We start from the raw sequence: 16,901 nt of genomic DNA, 5'->3' as shown, positions 1-16,901 counted from the left end.
CCACCCGCCCCGCCCCCCCCGAACCCCCCCCCGGGGCCCGGGGGCGTTGTTCCGGTGCGCCCGGCGGGACCGGGTGACCGTACGGGCCTTCGTGATCCACGGACGGGTGGCGGCGATCCGGGTGAGCAGGTCGGCCGCCCGCCTCAATCCCCGCCGCGTTCCCGGGGCCAGGCTGCCCTGTGCGATGGTGGTCGCATGGCCGGCGAGGTGAGGTTCGAGCCCGATCTGTACCGGGGCACCGCCGGATACTACGACCAGTTCCGGCTTCCCTACCCCGAGGCGATGATCGCCGACCTCGCACGCCGGGCAGCCCCGTCAGGGCGCGGGCGCCTGCTCGACCTGGCATGCGGCACCGGCCAGCTCGCCTTCCCGCTGCGCGGCTGGTTCGCGGAAGTATGGTCCGTGGACGCCGAACCCGACATGACCGAGGTGGTCCGCGCCAAGGCGATCGCCCTCAGCGCGGCCCACATCCGGGCGGTCACCGCCAGCGCCGAGGATCTTAACGCCGAGCCAGCCAGCTTCGAGCTGATCGTCATCGGCAATGCCTTCCACCGGCTCCGCCGCGCCCTGGTCGCCGAGCGCGCCTACGCTTGGCTCAAACCCGGCGGCTGCCTCGCGCTGTGCTGGTCGACCTCCCCGTGGGCGGGCACCCAGGACTGGCAGCGGACGCTCGACAGCATGGTGCGCACATGGCAGAACGCCCTCGGCGCGTCCGGCCGCGTTCCGCCGGGCTGGGACCGGGCAAGGCAGCGGGACCCTGACCACGCAGCATCGTCCCGTGCCGGGTTCGAGCCGGCCGGACGCCACGAGTTCTCTGTCGAGCACCACTGGACGATCCCTGAACTCGCCGGCCACATCCGGTCGACATCGTTCCTGCCGCCCCCGGTGCTCGCGGACCACGCCGCCGAGTTCGACGCCGACCTCACTGCCGAACTCAGCCGCCACACAGCCAACGACCGCCTCACCGAAACGGTCAGCTTCGCCTACGAACTGGCCCGCAAACCAGCTATCGCGTGACCGCCGCCAAACCACAATCGCCACCGGCAAGAGCAGGCCGACCGGAACGATCCAGTCGGAGCCCTAGGGTGGTGATCATGACCAGGGAACAGTGGGCGTTGGGCGGCGACTTGAGCGTCGCGAGGATCGGGTACGGCGCGATGAAGCTGACCGGTTGGCCGAGGGGCGACCGGCCCAGCCGGGAAACGGCACTGGCCATCTTGCGCCGGGCCGTGGAACTCGGGGTGAACCACATCGACACCTCGCACTACTACTCGCGCGACGGGGTGGCGGCCAACGAGCTGATCCGGGAGGCGCTGCACCCCTATCCGGACGACCTGGTGATCGTGACCAAGGTGGGCGCGCTGGTCGAGGGCTCTGACATCGCTCTGCCGGCGGCGGAGAAGACCGGCCTGACCCCCGACAACCTGCGCCGTGGCATCGAGGCGAACCTGCGCTCGCTCGGCGTGGACCGCCTGGATGTGGTGAATCTGCGGATGGGCGACCTCGACCGGACCGAGGCACCCCTGGCCGCGCCCCTGGAAACCCTCCTCGCGCTGCGCGAGGAAGGCCTGATCCGCCATCTGGGCATCTCCAACGTTACCGCCGCCGAGCTCGCCGAGGCCCGCAAGATCGCGCCGATCGCCTGTGTCCAGAACCTCTACAACCTGGCCCGACGTGACGACGACCCACTCATCGATGCCTGTGCCGAGGCCGGCATTGCCTACGTCCCCTTCTTCCCGGTCGGCGGTTTCCAGCCGGTCACGGCCGAGCACCTGGACGCCGTCGCCGCCCGCCACCGTGTCACCGTGCCGCAGGTGGCCCTGGCCTGGCTGCTGGCCCGATCGCCGAACATCCTGCTCATCCCCGGCACCGGCTCACTGGACCACCTGGAAGAGAACATCGGCGCGGGCGCGCTGAGGCTGAGCACGGAGGACCTCGCCGAGCTCGCGTAAGGGGTAAAGGCAGCGTGCGTCACCCCCGCAGCCGTCCTGACCTTTCTACCCGGGACGGCGCCTGCCGGCAGGCCCGCAACTCACAGGAGGGGCAGGAGGCAGCGACCACCGCCCAGGCCGCGGCCCTGATCGGCAGGCGTGAAGCGGTGCGCTGCGACATCCGAGTCCGAACCCGGCCCCGGCCAACGGTGAGTGCGACGGGCCGCAGGCGTTCCGATGTGTAGCCGGGCTGGCGTCGGTTGACTGTCCGGCTGCCTCCAGCCTTGGCTACTCGAACCGCGAGGTGTCACCTGCCCCTCGACGTACGATCTCGGCTTCGCCGCCGGAGAAGTCGATGACCGTGGTCGGCTCGGTGCCGCAGTCACCCGAGTCGACCACGGCATCCACCACGTGGTCGAGCCGTTCCTTGATCTCCCAGCCCTGCGTCATCGGCTCGTCCTCGTCGGGCAGGAGCAGTGTGCTGGAGAGCAGCGGCTCACCGAGGTCGGCGAGCAATGCCTGAGCAACGACATGGTCGGGAATCCGGACTCCGACTGTCTTCTTCTTTGGGTGCAGTAGCTGGCGCGGCACCTCCTTCGTGGCAGGGAGGATGAAGGTGTAGCTGCCGGGCGTTGCTGCCTTGATCGCGCGAAACACGTCGTTGTCGACCCGCACGAACTGACTCAACTGCGCGAAGTTCTGGCACACAAGGGTGAAGTGGTGACGATCGTCGAGGTTTCGGATCGAGCGGATCCGCCCGATGCCGTCACGATTGCCCAGCTGGCATCCCAGTGCGAAACAGGAGTCCGTCGGATACGCGACGAGCGCGCCGGAGCGGATAATGTCAGCCACATTGCTGATGCTGCGCTGCTGAGGATTCTCGGGGTGCACGTCGAAATATTTCGCCATCCGCCGACCCTACGTGATCAGGACATCCGCGCTCAGGTGACGCTCGTGGCGACTGCGCCTCCTTACCGCCTGGGCCATGACCCCCACTCATGGTCCACGTGCCGGCGCTTCGTCCAGACCGGCAGCAGAACCGCAGTTCCGACCAGTCCGACGCGCGATGCCCTCACGGTGACTTCCATCGGCCTGGCGTCAGCGTCAGGCAGCGTCGCGGATCGCAACGCGTAGTGGCCGCGGCTTCGACGATCCAGGTCTCTCGGACGCTCTTGATGGTGCGGGATGAACGTACGTGGCAGCTGGGCGGCCTTGTCAAGAGCGCGCCTGTGCCGACCGCCGAGGCCGGCCGGTTGCGGCAGTGGACACCTCGATCCGCGCGATCTTGGTTACCTGCAGCGGAACGTCGGTCAGCGTGCTGGTATCACTTCGTGTTTCAGGGATACGAGTTCGACGCGACGCCCATTCAGCGAACCTTCACCTCTGGGCGCGGGAATCATTCATCGGATCGAGGCTTCTACGTCACCGTCAGCGCGGCGACCAACTCATCCAGGCTGTTTGACCGCCAATTGAAGGTGTCGGTCCTCTCCGGAGGATCCCCGACTGGTCGCTGAACGTAGGCGGTTCGCATCCCCACCGCCTGAGCTCCGCGAAGGTCCCAGGCGTGGGCGGCGACCATCAACACGCGCTCTGACGGACATCCTGCCGCGTCGACCGCGAGCTGGTAGACCTCCGGTGCGGGCTTGTAGGCCTGGGCATTTTCGGCTGACAAGGCCTGGTGCCAGCGCAGCCCGGCGTATGCGTTGAGACGGAGCAGAGTCGCGCGACTGGCATTGGAGAGCCCGAGCACAGGAAATCGCCGCGCGAGGCGCGTGAGTCCGGTGAGGGAGTCGTCCCAGGGCTTTAGACGCTGACCCGCGGTGGCCAGTCGCTCGATGGCCACCGGGTCGGTGAGCCCGGCACAGTCGGCGACGCGTTGAGCTGCCTCGCGGTCGATGATGTCGGTGTTGACGTATGCACGGCTTTCTTCCCCGATGCGTTGCTGCTCGTGCTCGACATGCTCTCGCCACACGGTGAGCAGCTGGTCGACAGACGTATCGTCGGACGCGGGCACCGCGTCGCGAATGGCCGCTCGAAGTCCGCCTGGCTCGTCGACCATCGTTCCGAGGACGTCGAAGACGACGACCTCGATGTCGCATGCCTCGGCCATCCGGTCTCCTCTTTGTGGTGGTCGGGCGCGACGGGGCCCGGGTTAACACGTGAACTGGACAGTCAGGAGGGTTGCCCAGTTCCGTGCGCTTTCAACGCCCCGTGTGCGCGGGCAATCCGGCGCACCAGCCCCAGTCGCGTCACCGGTTCAGCAGGTAACGAGGGTTGCTCGACCTCACGTCACCAGTCAAGATGGTGACGTGAGATTCGCATTCGTGAGTGGCAACCCAGCTCTGGACCTGGTCGGTACCGTGGGGTCCCGTCGAGACAAGCCCGTCGACCTCCTGGTCGCCCCCGCCGATCTTGAGCAGTGGGTCCTCGAATGCGGCGAGCTCCCCGATGAGGTGACCGCCGATGTCGCGACCTTCACATCCGCGCTGCAGCTCCGCGAGGCGATCTACCAGCTGGCGCTCGATCGCATGCGGGATCGTCGCTTCGCGCCGACCAGCCTGGATATCGTCAACGACGCCGCTGTCGGGCCGGTACCCACGGTCGAACTCAGCGACGCAGGCTTGCATCTGTCAGGAGATCTCCGCTCGGCGCTCGCCCACGTCGCACGCAGCGGGATCACCGCGCTTGCTGACCGCCACGCGTGCTTGAAGGAGTGCGGTCGTTCGGGCTGCACTCGCGTCTATCTCGACCGCTCCCGTGGTTCACGTCGCACTTGGTGCGGCATGGAGGGTTGCGGCAATCGCGTAAAAGCCGCGGCCTATCGAGCCCGCAGGCAAGCCGCCGAACAGGGTCGCTATCCCAGGGAGAACCAAGCGTCGACGACCCGGGAACCGAGGCACCCGGAGTAGATACGACTCCCATCTTTATTGGCCCCGATACGCAGGCTTTCGGCGATGAGGACTCCCTCAAGCACCCGATCCTCCTTGATCTCGGTGCAGAGGGGTCGGCCTCGGCTGAAACCCCGTCGAATTCACCGCGCTCGGCGCCGACTTCGCTTCCTGCGGGCTCCGGGTCGGGGAACACGTCATCGGCAATGCCGGCATCAAGCCGCTGCCCGTGCAGCGGCCCATCCCGGTCTCGTACGGCGACTGGCGAAAGCGTTAATCGACTGTCTTCAGTCCCACCTGGCCCAGGCCCACCGCGACCACACGACGTTCGGCGTCGAGCCGTGGATTCCGCCGTGGGTGAGCATTGCCGTGATGACTGCATCCGGGAGATCCGGTCCACCGGTGTCGCGGATGGCGAGCCACGCTCTGGCCAGGGGCGGGGCACCAACGTCATCGTGCGGCGGAACGGCAGTTGGAAGATGCTGCATGAGCACCGAGTACACGGGTACGACGCTGCGCGAGCACCTGGGCCTGCGGGAACCCCTCACCTACCGCTCCACGACCAACCGGCGGCAGGCCGGCTGACGCGCTTCCCCCGGTTTACGGTTGGCCTTTCAGGGGTCGCAGTACGGCGGCGCCGGCGCGCATCAGTGCGGATACCGGTGGCTGCACCCATCGGGTCAGGTCGTGCGGCAGGGCGGGGTCGAGTTCGATGGTCACCCGGATGTACCGGGTGTGTAGGTGGGTGACTTTGGCGGGGCGGGGTGCGGTGGTATCGGGCTCGCGCTGGAGTGCGGCTCGGTAGGTGTCCTTGCGCTGGTTCACGGCTTGTCCTGACGCTTGATGAGTTCGTCTGCGAGGTCCATGTACGCGGAGCCTTTGACCGTGACCGGGCTGCCGAATGACTGGGAGTACAGGTCGAGCCGCGGGATATGGGTGGACAGCACTTCGAAGCCCCGTTCGGTGAGGGCTTCGCGGGCGTCGGCGTCGGGTCCGGTGCGGGTGGCGTCGGGGCGGTTGGTGCGGTTGAGCAGGACGGCGGCGTGGGCCGGGTGGGCGCGCAAGGACTGTACGTCGCCCATCTCGCCGCCGATGGGTGCCATGCGATCCAGCTCGATGGGGGCCGGGGTCACCGGCACGATCCACTCGCTCGCGTACCTCATGATGCTCCGGGCGATGTGGGCGTGGTCCTCCAGCTGCGGGGCGTCGAAGACCACGGCCTGCCGGTCGCCGAGGAAGTCGTTCACGCGCCGGTGCACGTCGCCCACCGGAAGAGCGACCACAGGAAACGGGAAGCCACCTGCCAGTTCGCTCCAACGCAGCGCGGAGGAGGCGGGATCACTGTCCACCAGCAGCGGTGGGATGCCCGATTCGTGAAGTGCGTGAGCCAACCAGACGGCGCTGGTCGTCTTTCCCACTCCGGGTTTCAGGTTCACAAAAGCACAGCTCATCGACACAGGAGTCGACGCTAGTGGTCGCGAGTGGCCGGATGCCGTCGGCGCGGGGCGCACAGCCTCATCGTTCACCCTGCGGTGCCGGTGAATCATTCGTATGGGCTAACGCGGAAGCGCCGGGCCGCGGGTGCCTGTTCCCCGACGCCAAGCCACCCAGGTTCTGTGATCGCGGTCCACGGCTGGAGTGGTAACGGACGACAGCCGCCGACCGCTGCCAGGGCCTCGAAGTGCGGATCTTTCTCCGGGTAAGGAAACATGCAGGAAACGGGCCTTTCCTAGACTCCACCCGATGCACCTGACGATCCTCGAAGCCCCCACCGAGTGGAGTCGCTTCACTGAGGGCTCCATCGAGCGCCGTATGCTGATGGCCCTCGGCGACCGGCTCGGTACCGGGCTGCGTCCGAAGCCGCTCAAGCTGCCGGACGGCAGCCGCGTCGAGGTCGAGGGGATCGACTCCGCGGGCCGCGTACTCGTCCAACTGGTCAGCAACCAGGGCGCGTACAAGCCCGCATACCGCAACAAGGTCATGGCGGACATGTTCAAGCTGCTGTGGCTGCGGGACTCGGTTCCGACCGCCGAGCGCACCGTGCTCCTCGTCACCGAGCTGATCGTTCAGGCGCTGGGCGGCTGGGTGGCGCGGGCGGCGGCCGACCTCGGGATCGAGATCTACGTCTTCGACGGCAGTAAGGCCGTAACGCTGCAACGTCGAACGTAAAACGCGCGTAACCAGCCGCAGCGGCGGGCCGAAACACAAGGTGCCTACGGTCGGGGAAACCTAAGCGGATTTCCGCGTGGCAGTCAGTCGAACTCGCTACGCACGCTCTCCGACTTCCAGGATCGGGCATTCGTGCTCGCGACATGGATGGGAGCGTGAAGGTGGCAGGTATGCCAGCACTTGAGGTGCGCTCGGTGCGCAGGGTCTACGGGATCGGGTCGTCCGCGACAGTTGCCCTCGACGATGTCCACCTGACGGTGCAGCCCGGCCGTTTCGTCAGCCTCATCGGCCCGAGCGGCTGCGGCAAGTCGACGTTGCTGCGCCTTGTCGCCGGACTTGAAGAGCCCGACCGCGGCGAGGTCCGGGTGCACGGTGTCCCGCCGGCGAGGGCGTGTGCCGCCAAGATGATCGGGCTCGTGCCGCAGAGCCCCGCGTTGCTGCCGTGGATGTCCGTACTCCGGAATGTGACGTTGCCGCAGAAGATCAACAGGGGTGCGGCCAAACGCCGCGAGCGCATCGCCGACTTCACCGGACGGGACACGGCACCGGTTGCCCCCGACATGAGGGAACTCCTCGTCAGGGCAGGTCTGGGCGAGGCCATGCACAAGCTTCCGGCGCAGCTGTCCGGAGGAATGCGGCAGCGTGCCGCGATCGTGCGCGCCTTCGGCCTGCGGCCCGACGTGCTCGTCATGGACGAGCCCTTCTCCGCGCTCGACGAATTCACTCGCGAGAGCCTCCAGGACCAGCTGCTCGACCTTTGGGAGGAGTTGAAGACGACGGTCCTGTTCGTCACGCACTCCGTGTCGGAGGCCGTCCGGCTCTCCGACACCGTGGTCGTCATGGCCCCGGGCCCGGGCCGCATCGTGGAGACCATCGACGTCGACCTGCCCCGGCCGCGCGGCGAGCGCCTCTTCGGGGAGCGCCGGTTCCACGAGTACGAGGACCTGATCCGAGAGCGGCTGCGCCGCGCCTGGCACAGTGAAGCCGCGTGAGTGAGGGTGCGAGGAGATGACCGTAGCTGAGGAACGCACCACCATGGCGACCGAGGCGGAGCCGCCCGTGCAACCGTCGCGCTTCAGCCTCAGGCATCCGAGGTCCCGGATCGCGTGGATCCGCCCGTCCGTGTGGCTGCCCCTCGCCGTGATGCTGGCGGCACTCGCCGGCTTCTGGCAGTGGGGAGCCAAGGCGCTGCCGTACCTGCTGCCGCCGCTGCCGGCCATCAGCAGCTCACTCGCCGCGAACCTCGGCTACTACGTCGACAACGCCCTGGTCACCCTGGGCGAGGCGGGGGCCGGCCTGGCGATGGGGTTCGTCGCCGCGTTCGTCCTGGCGGTGCTGACCAGCGAGCTCCCGCTGGTGCGCCGGGCGGTCATGCCGATCGCGGTCGTGCTCAACGTCACTCCGCTCGTGGCGATCGCACCGGCCCTGGTCGTGGCGTTCGGCTTCGGCCCGCTGCCCAAGCTCATCATCACCGGCCTGATCTGCTTCTTCCCGATCCTCATCAACACCGCAGCCGGTCTGCGGTCCGTGCCGCAGCAGGTGCTGCAGGTGTACCGCACGATGGATGCCGGCCGCGTCGAGCTGCTGTGGCACGTACGCATCCCCACCGCGCTGCCGTTCCTCTTCGCCGCGCTGCGCATCGTCTTCCCGCTGTCGATCATCGGTGCGGTGGTGGCCGAGATGTCGGCGTCGGGATCGACCGGCGGCCTCGGCACCGCGATCAGCGTGGCCTCGTCGATGAACCAGCTGCCGGTCGTGTACGCGTCGATCTTCGTCCTCGCGCTCCTGGGCGTGCTGCTGCTGCTCGTCGTGACGCTGGTCGAGCGCCGTGCGCTGCACTGGCACGACAGTACGCACGACTGACCCGTCCCCTCGTCCTCCGATCGCTCCGCCCGTGCCCGCCACGGCCGGGCGCTCGGCGATCCATGCCCTCATCCGCCCCATTCCCAGCCGGCATCGCCAGTTTGGAGTCACCCATGCAGCACCGCCTCATCAGATCCGGCCTCACCGGGCTCACCGCCGTCGTGCTGACGGCCGGCCTCGCGGGATGCGGCTCGACCTCGGCCGGCAGCACCTCGACAGGCTCGAAGGGTTCCGCGATCTCAGCCAAGCGCTGTGCCGAGAACAAGGCCGCCGGCAAGATCACCTACCTGTCGGGCTACCAGTTCCAGTCCTCGGTGTCGATCCTCGAGTACATCGCCGCGAGCAAGCTCGGCTACTTCGACGACCTCTGCCTCACCGTCGACCTCAAGCCCGGTACGGGCGACACGGCGCAGAACACCAAGCTGCTCGCCTCCGGGCAGGCGACCGTGTCCGCCATCTCGGAGCAGGACCTCATCCAGGCCCGGGCCAACGGCATCGACATCACGGGCATCTCCTCGTACTCGAACGCGGGCCTCGACATCCTGATGACGAACAAGGACATCACCGAGCTGACCCAGCTCGACGGGAAGGTCGTCGGCCACAAGGGCTACGTGCCCGCCGCCGTCGAAGCGATGATGGTCAAGGCGGGCGTCACCTGGAACTCGCTCAAGCTGGTCAAGGAGGGGTACGACCCGTCCGTACTGCCGCGCAAGCAGGGCGGCCTCGAAGCGCTCACCGGATTCATCTCGAACGAGCCCAACCAGCTCAAGGCGGCGGGCCACGACGTCACCGTGTGGAAGCCGGTCGACTACGACGTCCCCAGCTCGCTCGGCGCGATGGCGGTGAACCCGGCGTTCGCCAAGGCGCACCCGCACGCCGTCGAGGACATCCTGCGCGCGACGCTGCACGCCTACGACTACTGCTCGTCCAGCGACAAGCACGTCGCCGAGTGCGTCGGGTACGCGGCGAAGCTGTCCGGCCCGACATACGACACGAAGCTGAACGCCACCATCTGGAAGACCGAGACGCAGGTCGTCAAGGACAACCCGACGCCCGGGCAGCCGTTGGGCGGCGTCGACCCCGACAACGTGGCCAAGCTCGTCGACATGCTGCACCAGTTCAAGATCGTGCCGGGCAGCGTGACCGCCGACAAGGCCAAGGGGTGGTTCGACACCTCCTTCGTCAAGAACATCTACGCCGCCGACAAGCTCGTCTGGCCCGCCCCGTAGCCGCATCGTGCGCCGGGGCGGCCCCGCCGGCCCCGGCCTCCCGACGCGGCATCAGGAACCTCACGGAAAGGCCCACCAACGTGCCCGCGAAAGAGTACGGAATCTTCCTCCCCATCGGGAACGGGGGATGGATGCTGTCCACGACCGCGCCGCATCCCGAGGCGACCTACTCGTGGAACAAGCGCGCGGCCCTGCGCGCGGAGAGCATAGGCCTCGACTTCATCATGTCGATGGCGAAGTGGCGCGGCTTCGGCGGGACCACCGACCATTGGGGCCGCTCGCTGGAGTCGATGACGATGATGTCGGCACTCGCCGAGGCGACCACCCGGGTCAAGATCTGGGCGACCCTGCACGCGAACGTCCACAACCCTGCCATCGCGGCGAAGATGTTCACCACCCTGCAGGACGTCTCCGGCGGCCGCGCCGGCATGAACATCGTCAACGGCTCCTACGCGGGGGAGTTCGAGCAGTTCGGCGTCTGGGACCCGGAGCTCAGCCATGAGGACCGCTACCGGATGACGGAGCTGTGGACGGAGGCGGTCACCCGGCTGTGGACCGAGCACTCGGTCACCATGCGCACGCCCTACTTCGACCTTGTCGACTGCGAGTCCCGCCCGCATCCGGCCACCCGCCCGACCATCATCAGCGCAGGCCGGTCACAGGACGCGCGCCGGTTCCAGGCCAGATACGCCGACGGCGCCTTCCTTGCCGCCGACAGCCTCGACGACATGCGGACGCTCTCCGCTGACGTCCATGCGCGGGCGAAGGCCAACGGCCGTGTCTGCAAGACGTATTCGATGCTCACCGTCGTCCAGGACGAGACGGACGAGCTGGCCGTCAAGAAGGTGAAGGAGTGGGGCGCGGGAGTCGATCGCGAGGCGCTCGCCCATATGCGCCACACCTGGGGCGTGCCCGAGGACCAGGCCCGCGCGTGGGCCGCCGGCGCCGACGGGGAGGCAGCCTTCCAGACCCCGTACGTCGCGGGTTCGGCCCGTACGGTCACCGAGCACATCGAGTACATCGTGCGCGAGGCCGACCTGGACGGACTCATGCTGATCTTCCCGGAGTACGACCAGGACATGCTGCTGTTCGGCGAGACCGTGCTGCCCGCCCTGCGCGCCCGCGACGAGGTGGCGGCCTGATGTCCGACCTGCGTGACCGACAACTCGCCCATCTCACCCGGCCCGGCAGCAGGCCCGCGCTCGTCGTGGTCGACGTACAGGGGGACTTCGCCGATCCGGACCGCCTGGAGGGATACGGGCTGACGGATGCCGCGCTGACGGCGCTCGACCGGGCGGTCACCCGCATCGGCGCCCTGGTCGATGCCGCGCGGGCGGCCGAAGTGCCCGTCGTCTGGGTCGAGTTGGGCAGCGACCCGGCGCGGCCGTGGCGGTCGGGCAACTGGCTGCGGGAGGGCGACTACGACGCGCCCATGAGCCCGGCCGAGCCGTGCCTCGTCGGTACCACCGGCGCCGACTGGTACCGCATGCGGCCCGCCGAGGGCGAGCCGCGCGTGGTCAAGCGCGGCTACAGCGGCTTCCTCGGCACCGATCTCGACGCCCGGCTGCGCGCGGCCGGCTGCGACTGGCTCACCGTGGTGGGACTGACGAGCGAGTGCTGCGTGTACGCGACCGCCCAGGACGCCATGCAGCTGGACTGGCCCGTCGTCGTCCCGCGGAATGCGACGGCCGCCTACGACCTCGACGTCAACGCCGCGGCCCTCGTCCAACTGGCACTGAACGTGGCCGTACTCAGCGACACCGACGAGGTCGTCGAACTCTGGAAGAAGGCCGAGCGGTGACCGGCATGCACATCGGCTTCGACCTCTCCTTCACCCACACCGAGGGTGCGTGGGCCCGGCAGGGCTCGTGGGTCGGGCGGGACTTTCCGGACGTACGCCTATTCATGGAGCTGGCGCAGACGGCCGAACGCGCCGGCGTCGGCATGCTGTTCTTCGGCGACGGAAGCGGTGTGCCCAGCACCTGGCGGGGCAGCATCGAACCGGCCGTGGAATGGGGCATCCAGTGGCCGCGCCACGACATGTCCCCGGTCATCGCGGCGATGTCCACCGTGACCGAGAAGGTCGGCTTCGGCCTGACGTACTCCTCGACGTTCATGCACCCGTTCTACGTCGCCCGGCTGCTCAACTCCCTCGACCACGTCACGGGCGGGCGCATCGCCTTCAACGTGGTCGCCTCGACGCGCGGCGCGGACGCGGCGAACTACGGGTTCGCCGAGCTGATGGACCATGACCTGCGCTACGAGCGGATGGAGGAGTTCGTCGCGGTCTGCCGCGCGCTGTGGGACTCCGTCGCACCCGACGCCATCGTGCGCGACCGGGACACCGGGCGGTTCGCTGATCCCGCGAAGGTGCATCCGATCGATCACCACGGGCGCTTCTTCACCGTCAAGGGCCCGCTCGCGTCGGTACCCAGTCCGCAGCACCACCCGCTCATCGTCCAGGCGGGCAACTCGCCCCGCGGTATCGCCGCGTCGGCGCGGTTCGCCGATCTCGTCTTCGGCTTCGGCGGCAACCTCGCGGCCCAGCAGCGCCACCGCAAGCTCCTCGACGAGGCGCTCCTCGCCGAGGGGCGGGACCCCGCGCACGTGGGCATCCTCTGGGCCACACAGGTGATCGTCGGCCGCACGACGGCCGAGGCACGGGAACGGCGCGACGGGGTGCACGAGTTCTGGAACGAGGAAGCGGTCGCCACGTACCTGTCGCACAACGCCGGCTACGACCTGTCGACGCTGCCGCAGTCGTTCCGCCTGGCCGAGCTGCGCGACGCGATCGTCGCGGCCAACGCGAGCCCCGCGGGCCTCGTCGGCTCGCTCGTCGAGGAGTTCGGGGAGGACCACACCATGAGCCGCGGTGAGTTCTTCGCGCACGGCCGGGGGAGGGCGACGGGTCTGGACCACAGCATCGTCGGCGACCCCGCCACCGTCGCCGACGCGCTGGAGGAGAACTTCGCCGAGACCGGATCACGCGGCGGCTACATGTTCTCCTGCCCGCTGGCCATGCCCTCGGGCTTCGCCGAGATCAGCGAGCTGCTGCTGCCCGAGCTGCGCCGTCGCGGCGTCCTGGCGGCGAAGTACCCGGGCGCCACACTGCGCGAAAACCTGGCGGTGTGAGATGGCGGCCGGAGCCGACGAGCGACGGCACTGGCTCGCCCTCGGCAGCCTGTGTCTGGGGTTCTTCATGCTGCTGCTGGACAGCACGATCACCTCGGTCGCGCTGCCCGCACTGATCACGGGCCTGCACACCACCGAGACCCTCGCGATCTGGGTCAACAGCGGCTATCTCATCGCGTACGCGGTGCCCTTGATCATCGCGGGACGGTTGGGCGACCGCTACGGCCACCGGCGCGTCCACCTCGTCGGCCTCATGACGTTCACCTGCGGATCCCTGCTGTGCGCGCTGGCGCCCACTGTTGCGGCACTCATCGGATGGCGGGTGGCACAGGGCGTCGGCGCCGCGCTGATGACACCCCAGTGCCTCACCCTCATCAAGGCGCTGTTCCAGCCGCCGCGCCTCGCCATCGCGCTCGGCACCTGGGGCGCGGTCGGGGGTGCCGCGGTGGCCGCGGGACCGCTGCTCGGCGGCCTGCTCGTCGCAGGCGGCGGATGGCCTGCGGTGTTCTGGGTCAACGTACCGGTCGGCGCTGCTGCGATGGTCGCCGTGTCCGCGTTCGTTCCGGTCCTGCCGCGTCAAGCGGCGGACATCCCGGTCTGGGCGATCTGCGCGAACGCGACCGGCGTCTGCGCACTCGTGCTCGGCATCCAGGGCACGGACGCCGCGAGCGCCGACGCGCTGGGCGTCCCCCGGTGGCTGCTGGCCGTTTCGGGCACACTGATCGTCGCGGCTGTCGTCTGGCTCCAGCGCCACGAAGGGCCGAGTGCGCTCGTACCGATCGAGCTGCTGCGCAGCCGCGGGTTCGTCACCGCCGCCTGCGGCGCCGCCGCCGCGGCGTTCTGCTCCGGCTCGGCCATGATCCCGCTGATGCTCTACCTCCAGCACGAGCGCGGGCTCGGTCCCGGTGCGGCGGCCCTCACCCTCGTACCGATGGGTGTGGTGTGCCTGCTCGGCGCGCCGGTCTCGGCCCGGCTCAACAACCGGGTCGGATCCCGTGCGGTCGCCGCCATCGGCTCGCTGGCGCTCGTCCTGTCCATCGCGGCGTCGGCGGTCCTCGTGTCGACGGACGCACCGGTCTCCGCGCTGACCACCGCCTTCGCCCTGTACGGAGTCGCCAATTCCTTCGTCTGGTCACCCCTGTCGATCGCGGCGGTGACCGCGGTCGCTCCGGAGGCCGTCGGAGCGGCGTCCGGAGCCTTCAACGCCATGAAGCAGTTCGGCGCCGTGCTCGGCAGCGCGATCTCCGCCGTTGTGCTGACCGGATTCGGCTACGCGGCCACCCTCGCAGGCCTCGCCGCCGCCGGACTGCTCTGTCTCCTCGCGGCCGCGTTCCTCCACGCAGACCATCACGAGGCCGGATCGCCGGCGGCATCGGCCGCGCCACACGTACCCACCGGAGTCGCATGATGAAGGCCGTCGCCGTCGCCGGAAACCCCAAAACCGCCTCGCGTACCAGCGATGCCGCCGAGCGCCCCGCCTGTGCCCTCGGGCTCGAGTGCGAGGCCGTCGAAGTCGCCGCGCTCCGGGCCGGCTTGCTCGGCTGGGACGCCCCGGACGTCGCCGCTGCCGTCGAGCGGGCCCAGGCCACCGACGTCGTGATCGCGGCGTCGCCCACCCACAAGGGCACCTGCACCGGCCTGCTCGAGCTCTTCCTCGACCAGTTCCCCACAGCGACCGGCCTCGCGGGCCAGATGGCGTCGCCCCCCTTGCTCGGTGCGGGACCCACACACGCGCTCGCCCCGGAACTCACCGTCAAGCCAGTGCTCGTCGAGCTCGCTGCGACCTGCCCCGCGCAGGGCCTCTACCAGCTCGACTCCACGCACACGTCGGACCACTCGCTCGCCCGCTGGATCGGGCGGTGGGGCCGGATCGTGATCGACGCCCCGAAGACGAGGGCCGGCTCATGACGTCAGTACAGGGCTTCACTTCGGATCCCGGCGAGATGAAGAGGGCTTTCTCCGGGTTCCCGTCGGTAGTCGCGGCCCTGTCCGCGCTCGTCCACGGCGACCCGACCGTCATGGTCGTCTCCTCGTTCGCCGTCGGGGTCTCGTACAACCCGCCCATGGTCTCCTTCGCCGCCCAGCACACCTCGACGACCTGGCCGGTGCTGTCCCGTGCACGGGCGATCGGCGTCTCCATCCTGGGCGAGGGGCACACCGGCAAGGCCCGGCAACTCGCGTCCCGCAGCAAGGAAGCCCGGTTCGCCGGTCTCGGTACGGTGGAAGCGGAATCCGGCGCGATCTTCCTCAAGGGCGCGCCGGTCGTGCTTGAGTGCACCGTCGAACACAGCTACCCGGCCGGCGATCACGACATCATCGTGCTGCGCGTGCTCGCCATGATGACCGACGATGAGCGCAATCCGCTCGTGTGGCACCGTCAGACGCTGAAGATGCTTGGCAGTTGAGGCGGCGTCGGTGCCGGCGAAGTGACGCGACACTCGCGAATCGCGGCACATCCGGATTCTGATCAAGAGGCCGGACTGTGGGCCCGACGCGTCTGCGCGGCGGCAGATGTGTGCGCCCCAAGCGCGTCGGCGGTTGTTAGAGTCGACGCCTCAATCGGCGGGAGGGCGGCGGCAGGGCATGCGGGTGACGATGACGAGTGCTGCGGCACGGACCGGCCACGCGAACGAGGACTTCACGGGCGCCGTACCGACGGCAGCGGTGCTGATCGACGGCGCCGGCATCTCCGGCACCGAATCGATCTGCCGGCACGGCGTGGCCTGGTACGCCAGCCGCCTGGGAGGCAGCCTCCTCCGCCTCTTGTCACTCGTGCGGGACCGCAGCCTTGCGGCGCTGCTCGCCGAGGCCATCGAGCAGGTGACGGACGATCACCGGGGCACCTGCGACGTCGCCGACCCCATCAGTCCGTCGGCGACCGTGGCCATCCTGCGCCTGTCCGACGGCCTCGTCGAGCACCTGGTGCTCGGTGACTCGGTCCTCGTGCTTGACAGAGCAGACGGTGCGCCGCTCGTCGTCTCCGATCCCCGGGAGGTGATCATCAGCCGGTCGTACGGGTCCGCGCTCGAGGCCGCCGCCGAGGGTGGCGACGAGTTCCACCGAGTCCTCCGAGCCTTGCGCGCCAACCGGAACCAGCCGGGCGGCTTCTGGGTGGCCAAGGACGACCCGCGGGCGGCAGACGAGGCGATCACCGGAAGCTGTCCGATCTCCGAACTGACCGGTGCCGTCCTGCTCAGCAATGGAGCCAGCCGCATCGTGGACCGGTTCCGGCTCGCCGACTGGCCAGGGGTCATGGCCAGTCCTGGCGTCGAGCGGACCCGCCGAAATCATTCATCGTGTCCGGCAGGCCGAGGCGCGCCACGCGGTGCCGGCGGACGATGCGACGATCGCACACTGTACCGACCTGGGCGAGGCATGACCGTCGCCAGCGGAGCCTGCCCGGCCGCCTGGCGTGGTATGACTCACTGCCGCCGGCCCCCTGGGGCAGCGGTGGACCGCCCCGGGTCTTTGTGGAACGTGGCGACTGACGGCGCCAGGCCGGTGGAGACGACGAACGCGCCGATCACGAAGGCGGCGAAGATGGCAACCCAGGCGCCCGCGACCCCAAGGAAGCGGAGAAAAACCAGCACGAAACCCTCCGAGCGAAGGGGAGGCGTGCCTAGGGCCGGGTCAGCTCAGGCACGCCCGGGCAGCTGTGTTGTCAGCTGATGGCCTGGTGTGGCTGAGCA

At 68.9% G+C, this 16,901-nt stretch carries 18 protein-coding genes and 1 pseudogene; 15 read left to right on the top strand and 4 right to left on the bottom strand.

Annotated elements, in window-relative coordinates; genetic code table 11:
* Positions 1-195 precede the first annotated feature (195 nt).
* Together ACFXJ5_RS35660 and ACFXJ5_RS35655 are read left to right on the top strand one after the other, a co-directional pair.
* Positions 196-1,017: a class I SAM-dependent methyltransferase gene (locus ACFXJ5_RS35660; protein ID WP_384640745.1), complete on the top strand. Its 822-nt coding sequence runs from the start codon at positions 196-198 to the stop codon at positions 1,015-1,017.
* A 77-nt stretch (positions 1,018-1,094) separates the two neighbouring features.
* A complete protein-coding gene (locus ACFXJ5_RS35655) occupies positions 1,095-1,952 on the top strand; it encodes an oxidoreductase (protein WP_384640742.1) in 858 nt (285 codons plus the stop codon).
* Positions 1,953-2,219: 267 nt separating this feature from the next.
* On the opposite strand, the gene ACFXJ5_RS35650 is transcribed toward ACFXJ5_RS35655, so the two are convergent.
* Both ACFXJ5_RS35650 and ACFXJ5_RS35645 read right to left on the bottom strand, forming a co-directional pair.
* Positions 2,220-2,840: an L-threonylcarbamoyladenylate synthase gene (locus tag ACFXJ5_RS35650; RefSeq protein WP_384640739.1), complete on the bottom strand. Its 621-nt coding sequence runs from the start codon at positions 2,838-2,840 to the stop codon at positions 2,220-2,222.
* Between the two features lie 508 nt (positions 2,841-3,348).
* Positions 3,349-4,041 carry a haloacid dehalogenase type II gene (locus ACFXJ5_RS35645; protein WP_384640736.1) on the bottom strand — a complete coding sequence of 231 codons (693 nt, stop codon included), beginning with the start codon at positions 4,039-4,041 and terminating at the stop codon, positions 3,349-3,351.
* Between the two features lie 214 nt (positions 4,042-4,255).
* On the opposite strand from ACFXJ5_RS35645, the gene ACFXJ5_RS35640 reads away from it, so the two are divergent.
* A complete protein-coding gene (locus tag ACFXJ5_RS35640) occupies positions 4,256-4,840 on the top strand; it encodes a CGNR zinc finger domain-containing protein (RefSeq protein ID WP_384640733.1) in 585 nt (194 codons plus the stop codon).
* Positions 4,841-5,025: 185 nt separating this feature from the next.
* Positions 5,026-5,253, top strand: a pseudogene (locus tag ACFXJ5_RS35635) (hypothetical protein); the annotation flags it as partial.
* A 166-nt stretch (positions 5,254-5,419) separates the two neighbouring features.
* On the opposite strand, the gene ACFXJ5_RS35630 reads toward ACFXJ5_RS35635, so the two are convergent.
* The gene (locus ACFXJ5_RS35630) at positions 5,420-5,644 is read right to left on the bottom strand and encodes a hypothetical protein (protein WP_384640761.1); all 225 of its coding nucleotides are present in this window, start codon (positions 5,642-5,644) and stop codon (positions 5,420-5,422) included.
* Positions 5,641-6,270 carry a nucleotide-binding protein gene (locus ACFXJ5_RS35625; RefSeq protein WP_384640730.1) on the bottom strand — a complete coding sequence of 210 codons (630 nt, stop codon included), beginning with the start codon at positions 6,268-6,270 and terminating at the stop codon, positions 5,641-5,643. The genes ACFXJ5_RS35630 and ACFXJ5_RS35625 overlap by 4 nt, the downstream gene beginning before the upstream one ends.
* A gap of 292 nt (positions 6,271-6,562) precedes the next feature.
* Here ACFXJ5_RS35625 and ACFXJ5_RS35620 point away from each other — a divergent pair, with 292 nt between their 5' ends.
* The 11 genes from ACFXJ5_RS35620 to ACFXJ5_RS35570 all read left to right on the top strand — a co-directional run bounded on the left by ACFXJ5_RS35620 (position 6,563) and on the right by ACFXJ5_RS35570 (position 16,881).
* Positions 6,563-6,988 (top strand): hypothetical protein, encoded by a 426-nt coding sequence (locus ACFXJ5_RS35620; RefSeq protein WP_384640728.1) that lies wholly within the window; start codon positions 6,563-6,565, stop codon positions 6,986-6,988.
* 170 nt (positions 6,989-7,158) lie between these two features.
* Positions 7,159-7,980: an ABC transporter ATP-binding protein gene (locus ACFXJ5_RS35615; protein ID WP_384640726.1), complete on the top strand. Its 822-nt coding sequence runs from the start codon at positions 7,159-7,161 to the stop codon at positions 7,978-7,980.
* A gap of 16 nt (positions 7,981-7,996) precedes the next feature.
* Positions 7,997-8,851, top strand: coding sequence for an ABC transporter permease (locus tag ACFXJ5_RS35610; RefSeq protein WP_384640723.1), 855 nt, complete (start codon positions 7,997-7,999; stop codon positions 8,849-8,851).
* 113 nt (positions 8,852-8,964) lie between these two features.
* Complete coding sequence (locus ACFXJ5_RS35605; RefSeq protein WP_384640720.1) at positions 8,965-10,080, top strand: ABC transporter substrate-binding protein; 1,116 nt, start codon at positions 8,965-8,967, stop codon at positions 10,078-10,080.
* Positions 10,081-10,160: 80 nt separating this feature from the next.
* On the top strand, positions 10,161-11,222 hold the full coding sequence (locus tag ACFXJ5_RS35600) for an LLM class flavin-dependent oxidoreductase (protein ID WP_384640717.1): 1,062 nt from the start codon (positions 10,161-10,163) through the stop codon (positions 11,220-11,222).
* Positions 11,222-11,881 carry a cysteine hydrolase family protein gene (locus ACFXJ5_RS35595; protein WP_384640715.1) on the top strand — a complete coding sequence of 220 codons (660 nt, stop codon included), beginning with the start codon at positions 11,222-11,224 and terminating at the stop codon, positions 11,879-11,881. Before ACFXJ5_RS35600 ends, ACFXJ5_RS35595 begins: the two co-directional genes overlap by 1 nt.
* 5 nt (positions 11,882-11,886) lie before the next feature.
* Positions 11,887-13,212 (top strand): NtaA/DmoA family FMN-dependent monooxygenase, encoded by a 1,326-nt coding sequence (locus tag ACFXJ5_RS35590; protein WP_384640758.1) that lies wholly within the window; start codon positions 11,887-11,889, stop codon positions 13,210-13,212.
* A gap of 1 nt (position 13,213) precedes the next feature.
* Positions 13,214-14,620 carry an MFS transporter gene (locus ACFXJ5_RS35585; protein WP_384640712.1) on the top strand — a complete coding sequence of 469 codons (1,407 nt, stop codon included), beginning with the start codon at positions 13,214-13,216 and terminating at the stop codon, positions 14,618-14,620.
* Positions 14,617-15,120: an NAD(P)H-dependent oxidoreductase gene (locus tag ACFXJ5_RS35580; RefSeq protein ID WP_384640709.1), complete on the top strand. Its 504-nt coding sequence runs from the start codon at positions 14,617-14,619 to the stop codon at positions 15,118-15,120. The genes ACFXJ5_RS35585 and ACFXJ5_RS35580 overlap by 4 nt, the downstream gene beginning before the upstream one ends.
* Positions 15,117-15,617 (top strand): flavin reductase family protein, encoded by a 501-nt coding sequence (locus tag ACFXJ5_RS35575; RefSeq protein WP_384640706.1) that lies wholly within the window; start codon positions 15,117-15,119, stop codon positions 15,615-15,617. The genes ACFXJ5_RS35580 and ACFXJ5_RS35575 overlap by 4 nt, the downstream gene beginning before the upstream one ends.
* A 178-nt stretch (positions 15,618-15,795) precedes the next feature.
* The gene (locus ACFXJ5_RS35570; RefSeq protein ID WP_384640703.1) at positions 15,796-16,881 is read left to right on the top strand and encodes an integrase; all 1,086 of its coding nucleotides are present in this window, start codon (positions 15,796-15,798) and stop codon (positions 16,879-16,881) included.
* Positions 16,882-16,901 lie beyond the last annotated feature (20 nt).

It is taken from the genome of Streptomyces sp. NPDC059373, assembly GCF_042751495.1.
Taxonomy (GTDB): domain Bacteria; phylum Actinomycetota; class Actinomycetes; order Streptomycetales; family Streptomycetaceae; genus Actinacidiphila.
Note: the sequence above shows the minus strand (reverse complement) of the source record. Positions and strands in the feature narration are given on the sequence as shown.

Coding starts and splice junctions, on each gene's coding strand:
- ACFXJ5_RS35645 (WP_384640736.1), bottom strand. CDS start 4,041: ATGGCCGAGGCATGCGACATCGAGGTCGTCGTCTTCGACGTCCTCGGA.
- ACFXJ5_RS35585 (WP_384640712.1), top strand. CDS start 13,214: ATGGCGGCCGGAGCCGACGAGCGACGGCACTGGCTCGCCCTCGGCAGC.
- ACFXJ5_RS35605 (WP_384640720.1), top strand. CDS start 8,965: ATGCAGCACCGCCTCATCAGATCCGGCCTCACCGGGCTCACCGCCGTC.
- ACFXJ5_RS35625 (WP_384640730.1), bottom strand. CDS start 6,270: ATGAGCTGTGCTTTTGTGAACCTGAAACCCGGAGTGGGAAAGACGACC.
- ACFXJ5_RS35655 (WP_384640742.1), top strand. CDS start 1,095: ATGACCAGGGAACAGTGGGCGTTGGGCGGCGACTTGAGCGTCGCGAGG.
- ACFXJ5_RS35575 (WP_384640706.1), top strand. CDS start 15,117: ATGACGTCAGTACAGGGCTTCACTTCGGATCCCGGCGAGATGAAGAGG.
- ACFXJ5_RS35650 (WP_384640739.1), bottom strand. CDS start 2,840: ATGGCGAAATATTTCGACGTGCACCCCGAGAATCCTCAGCAGCGCAGC.
- ACFXJ5_RS35580 (WP_384640709.1), top strand. CDS start 14,617: ATGATGAAGGCCGTCGCCGTCGCCGGAAACCCCAAAACCGCCTCGCGT.
- ACFXJ5_RS35620 (WP_384640728.1), top strand. CDS start 6,563: ATGCACCTGACGATCCTCGAAGCCCCCACCGAGTGGAGTCGCTTCACT.
- ACFXJ5_RS35660 (WP_384640745.1), top strand. CDS start 196: ATGGCCGGCGAGGTGAGGTTCGAGCCCGATCTGTACCGGGGCACCGCC.
- ACFXJ5_RS35595 (WP_384640715.1), top strand. CDS start 11,222: ATGTCCGACCTGCGTGACCGACAACTCGCCCATCTCACCCGGCCCGGC.
- ACFXJ5_RS35610 (WP_384640723.1), top strand. CDS start 7,997: ATGACCGTAGCTGAGGAACGCACCACCATGGCGACCGAGGCGGAGCCG.
- ACFXJ5_RS35570 (WP_384640703.1), top strand. CDS start 15,796: ATGCGGGTGACGATGACGAGTGCTGCGGCACGGACCGGCCACGCGAAC.
- ACFXJ5_RS35590 (WP_384640758.1), top strand. CDS start 11,887: ATGCACATCGGCTTCGACCTCTCCTTCACCCACACCGAGGGTGCGTGG.
- ACFXJ5_RS35615 (WP_384640726.1), top strand. CDS start 7,159: ATGCCAGCACTTGAGGTGCGCTCGGTGCGCAGGGTCTACGGGATCGGG.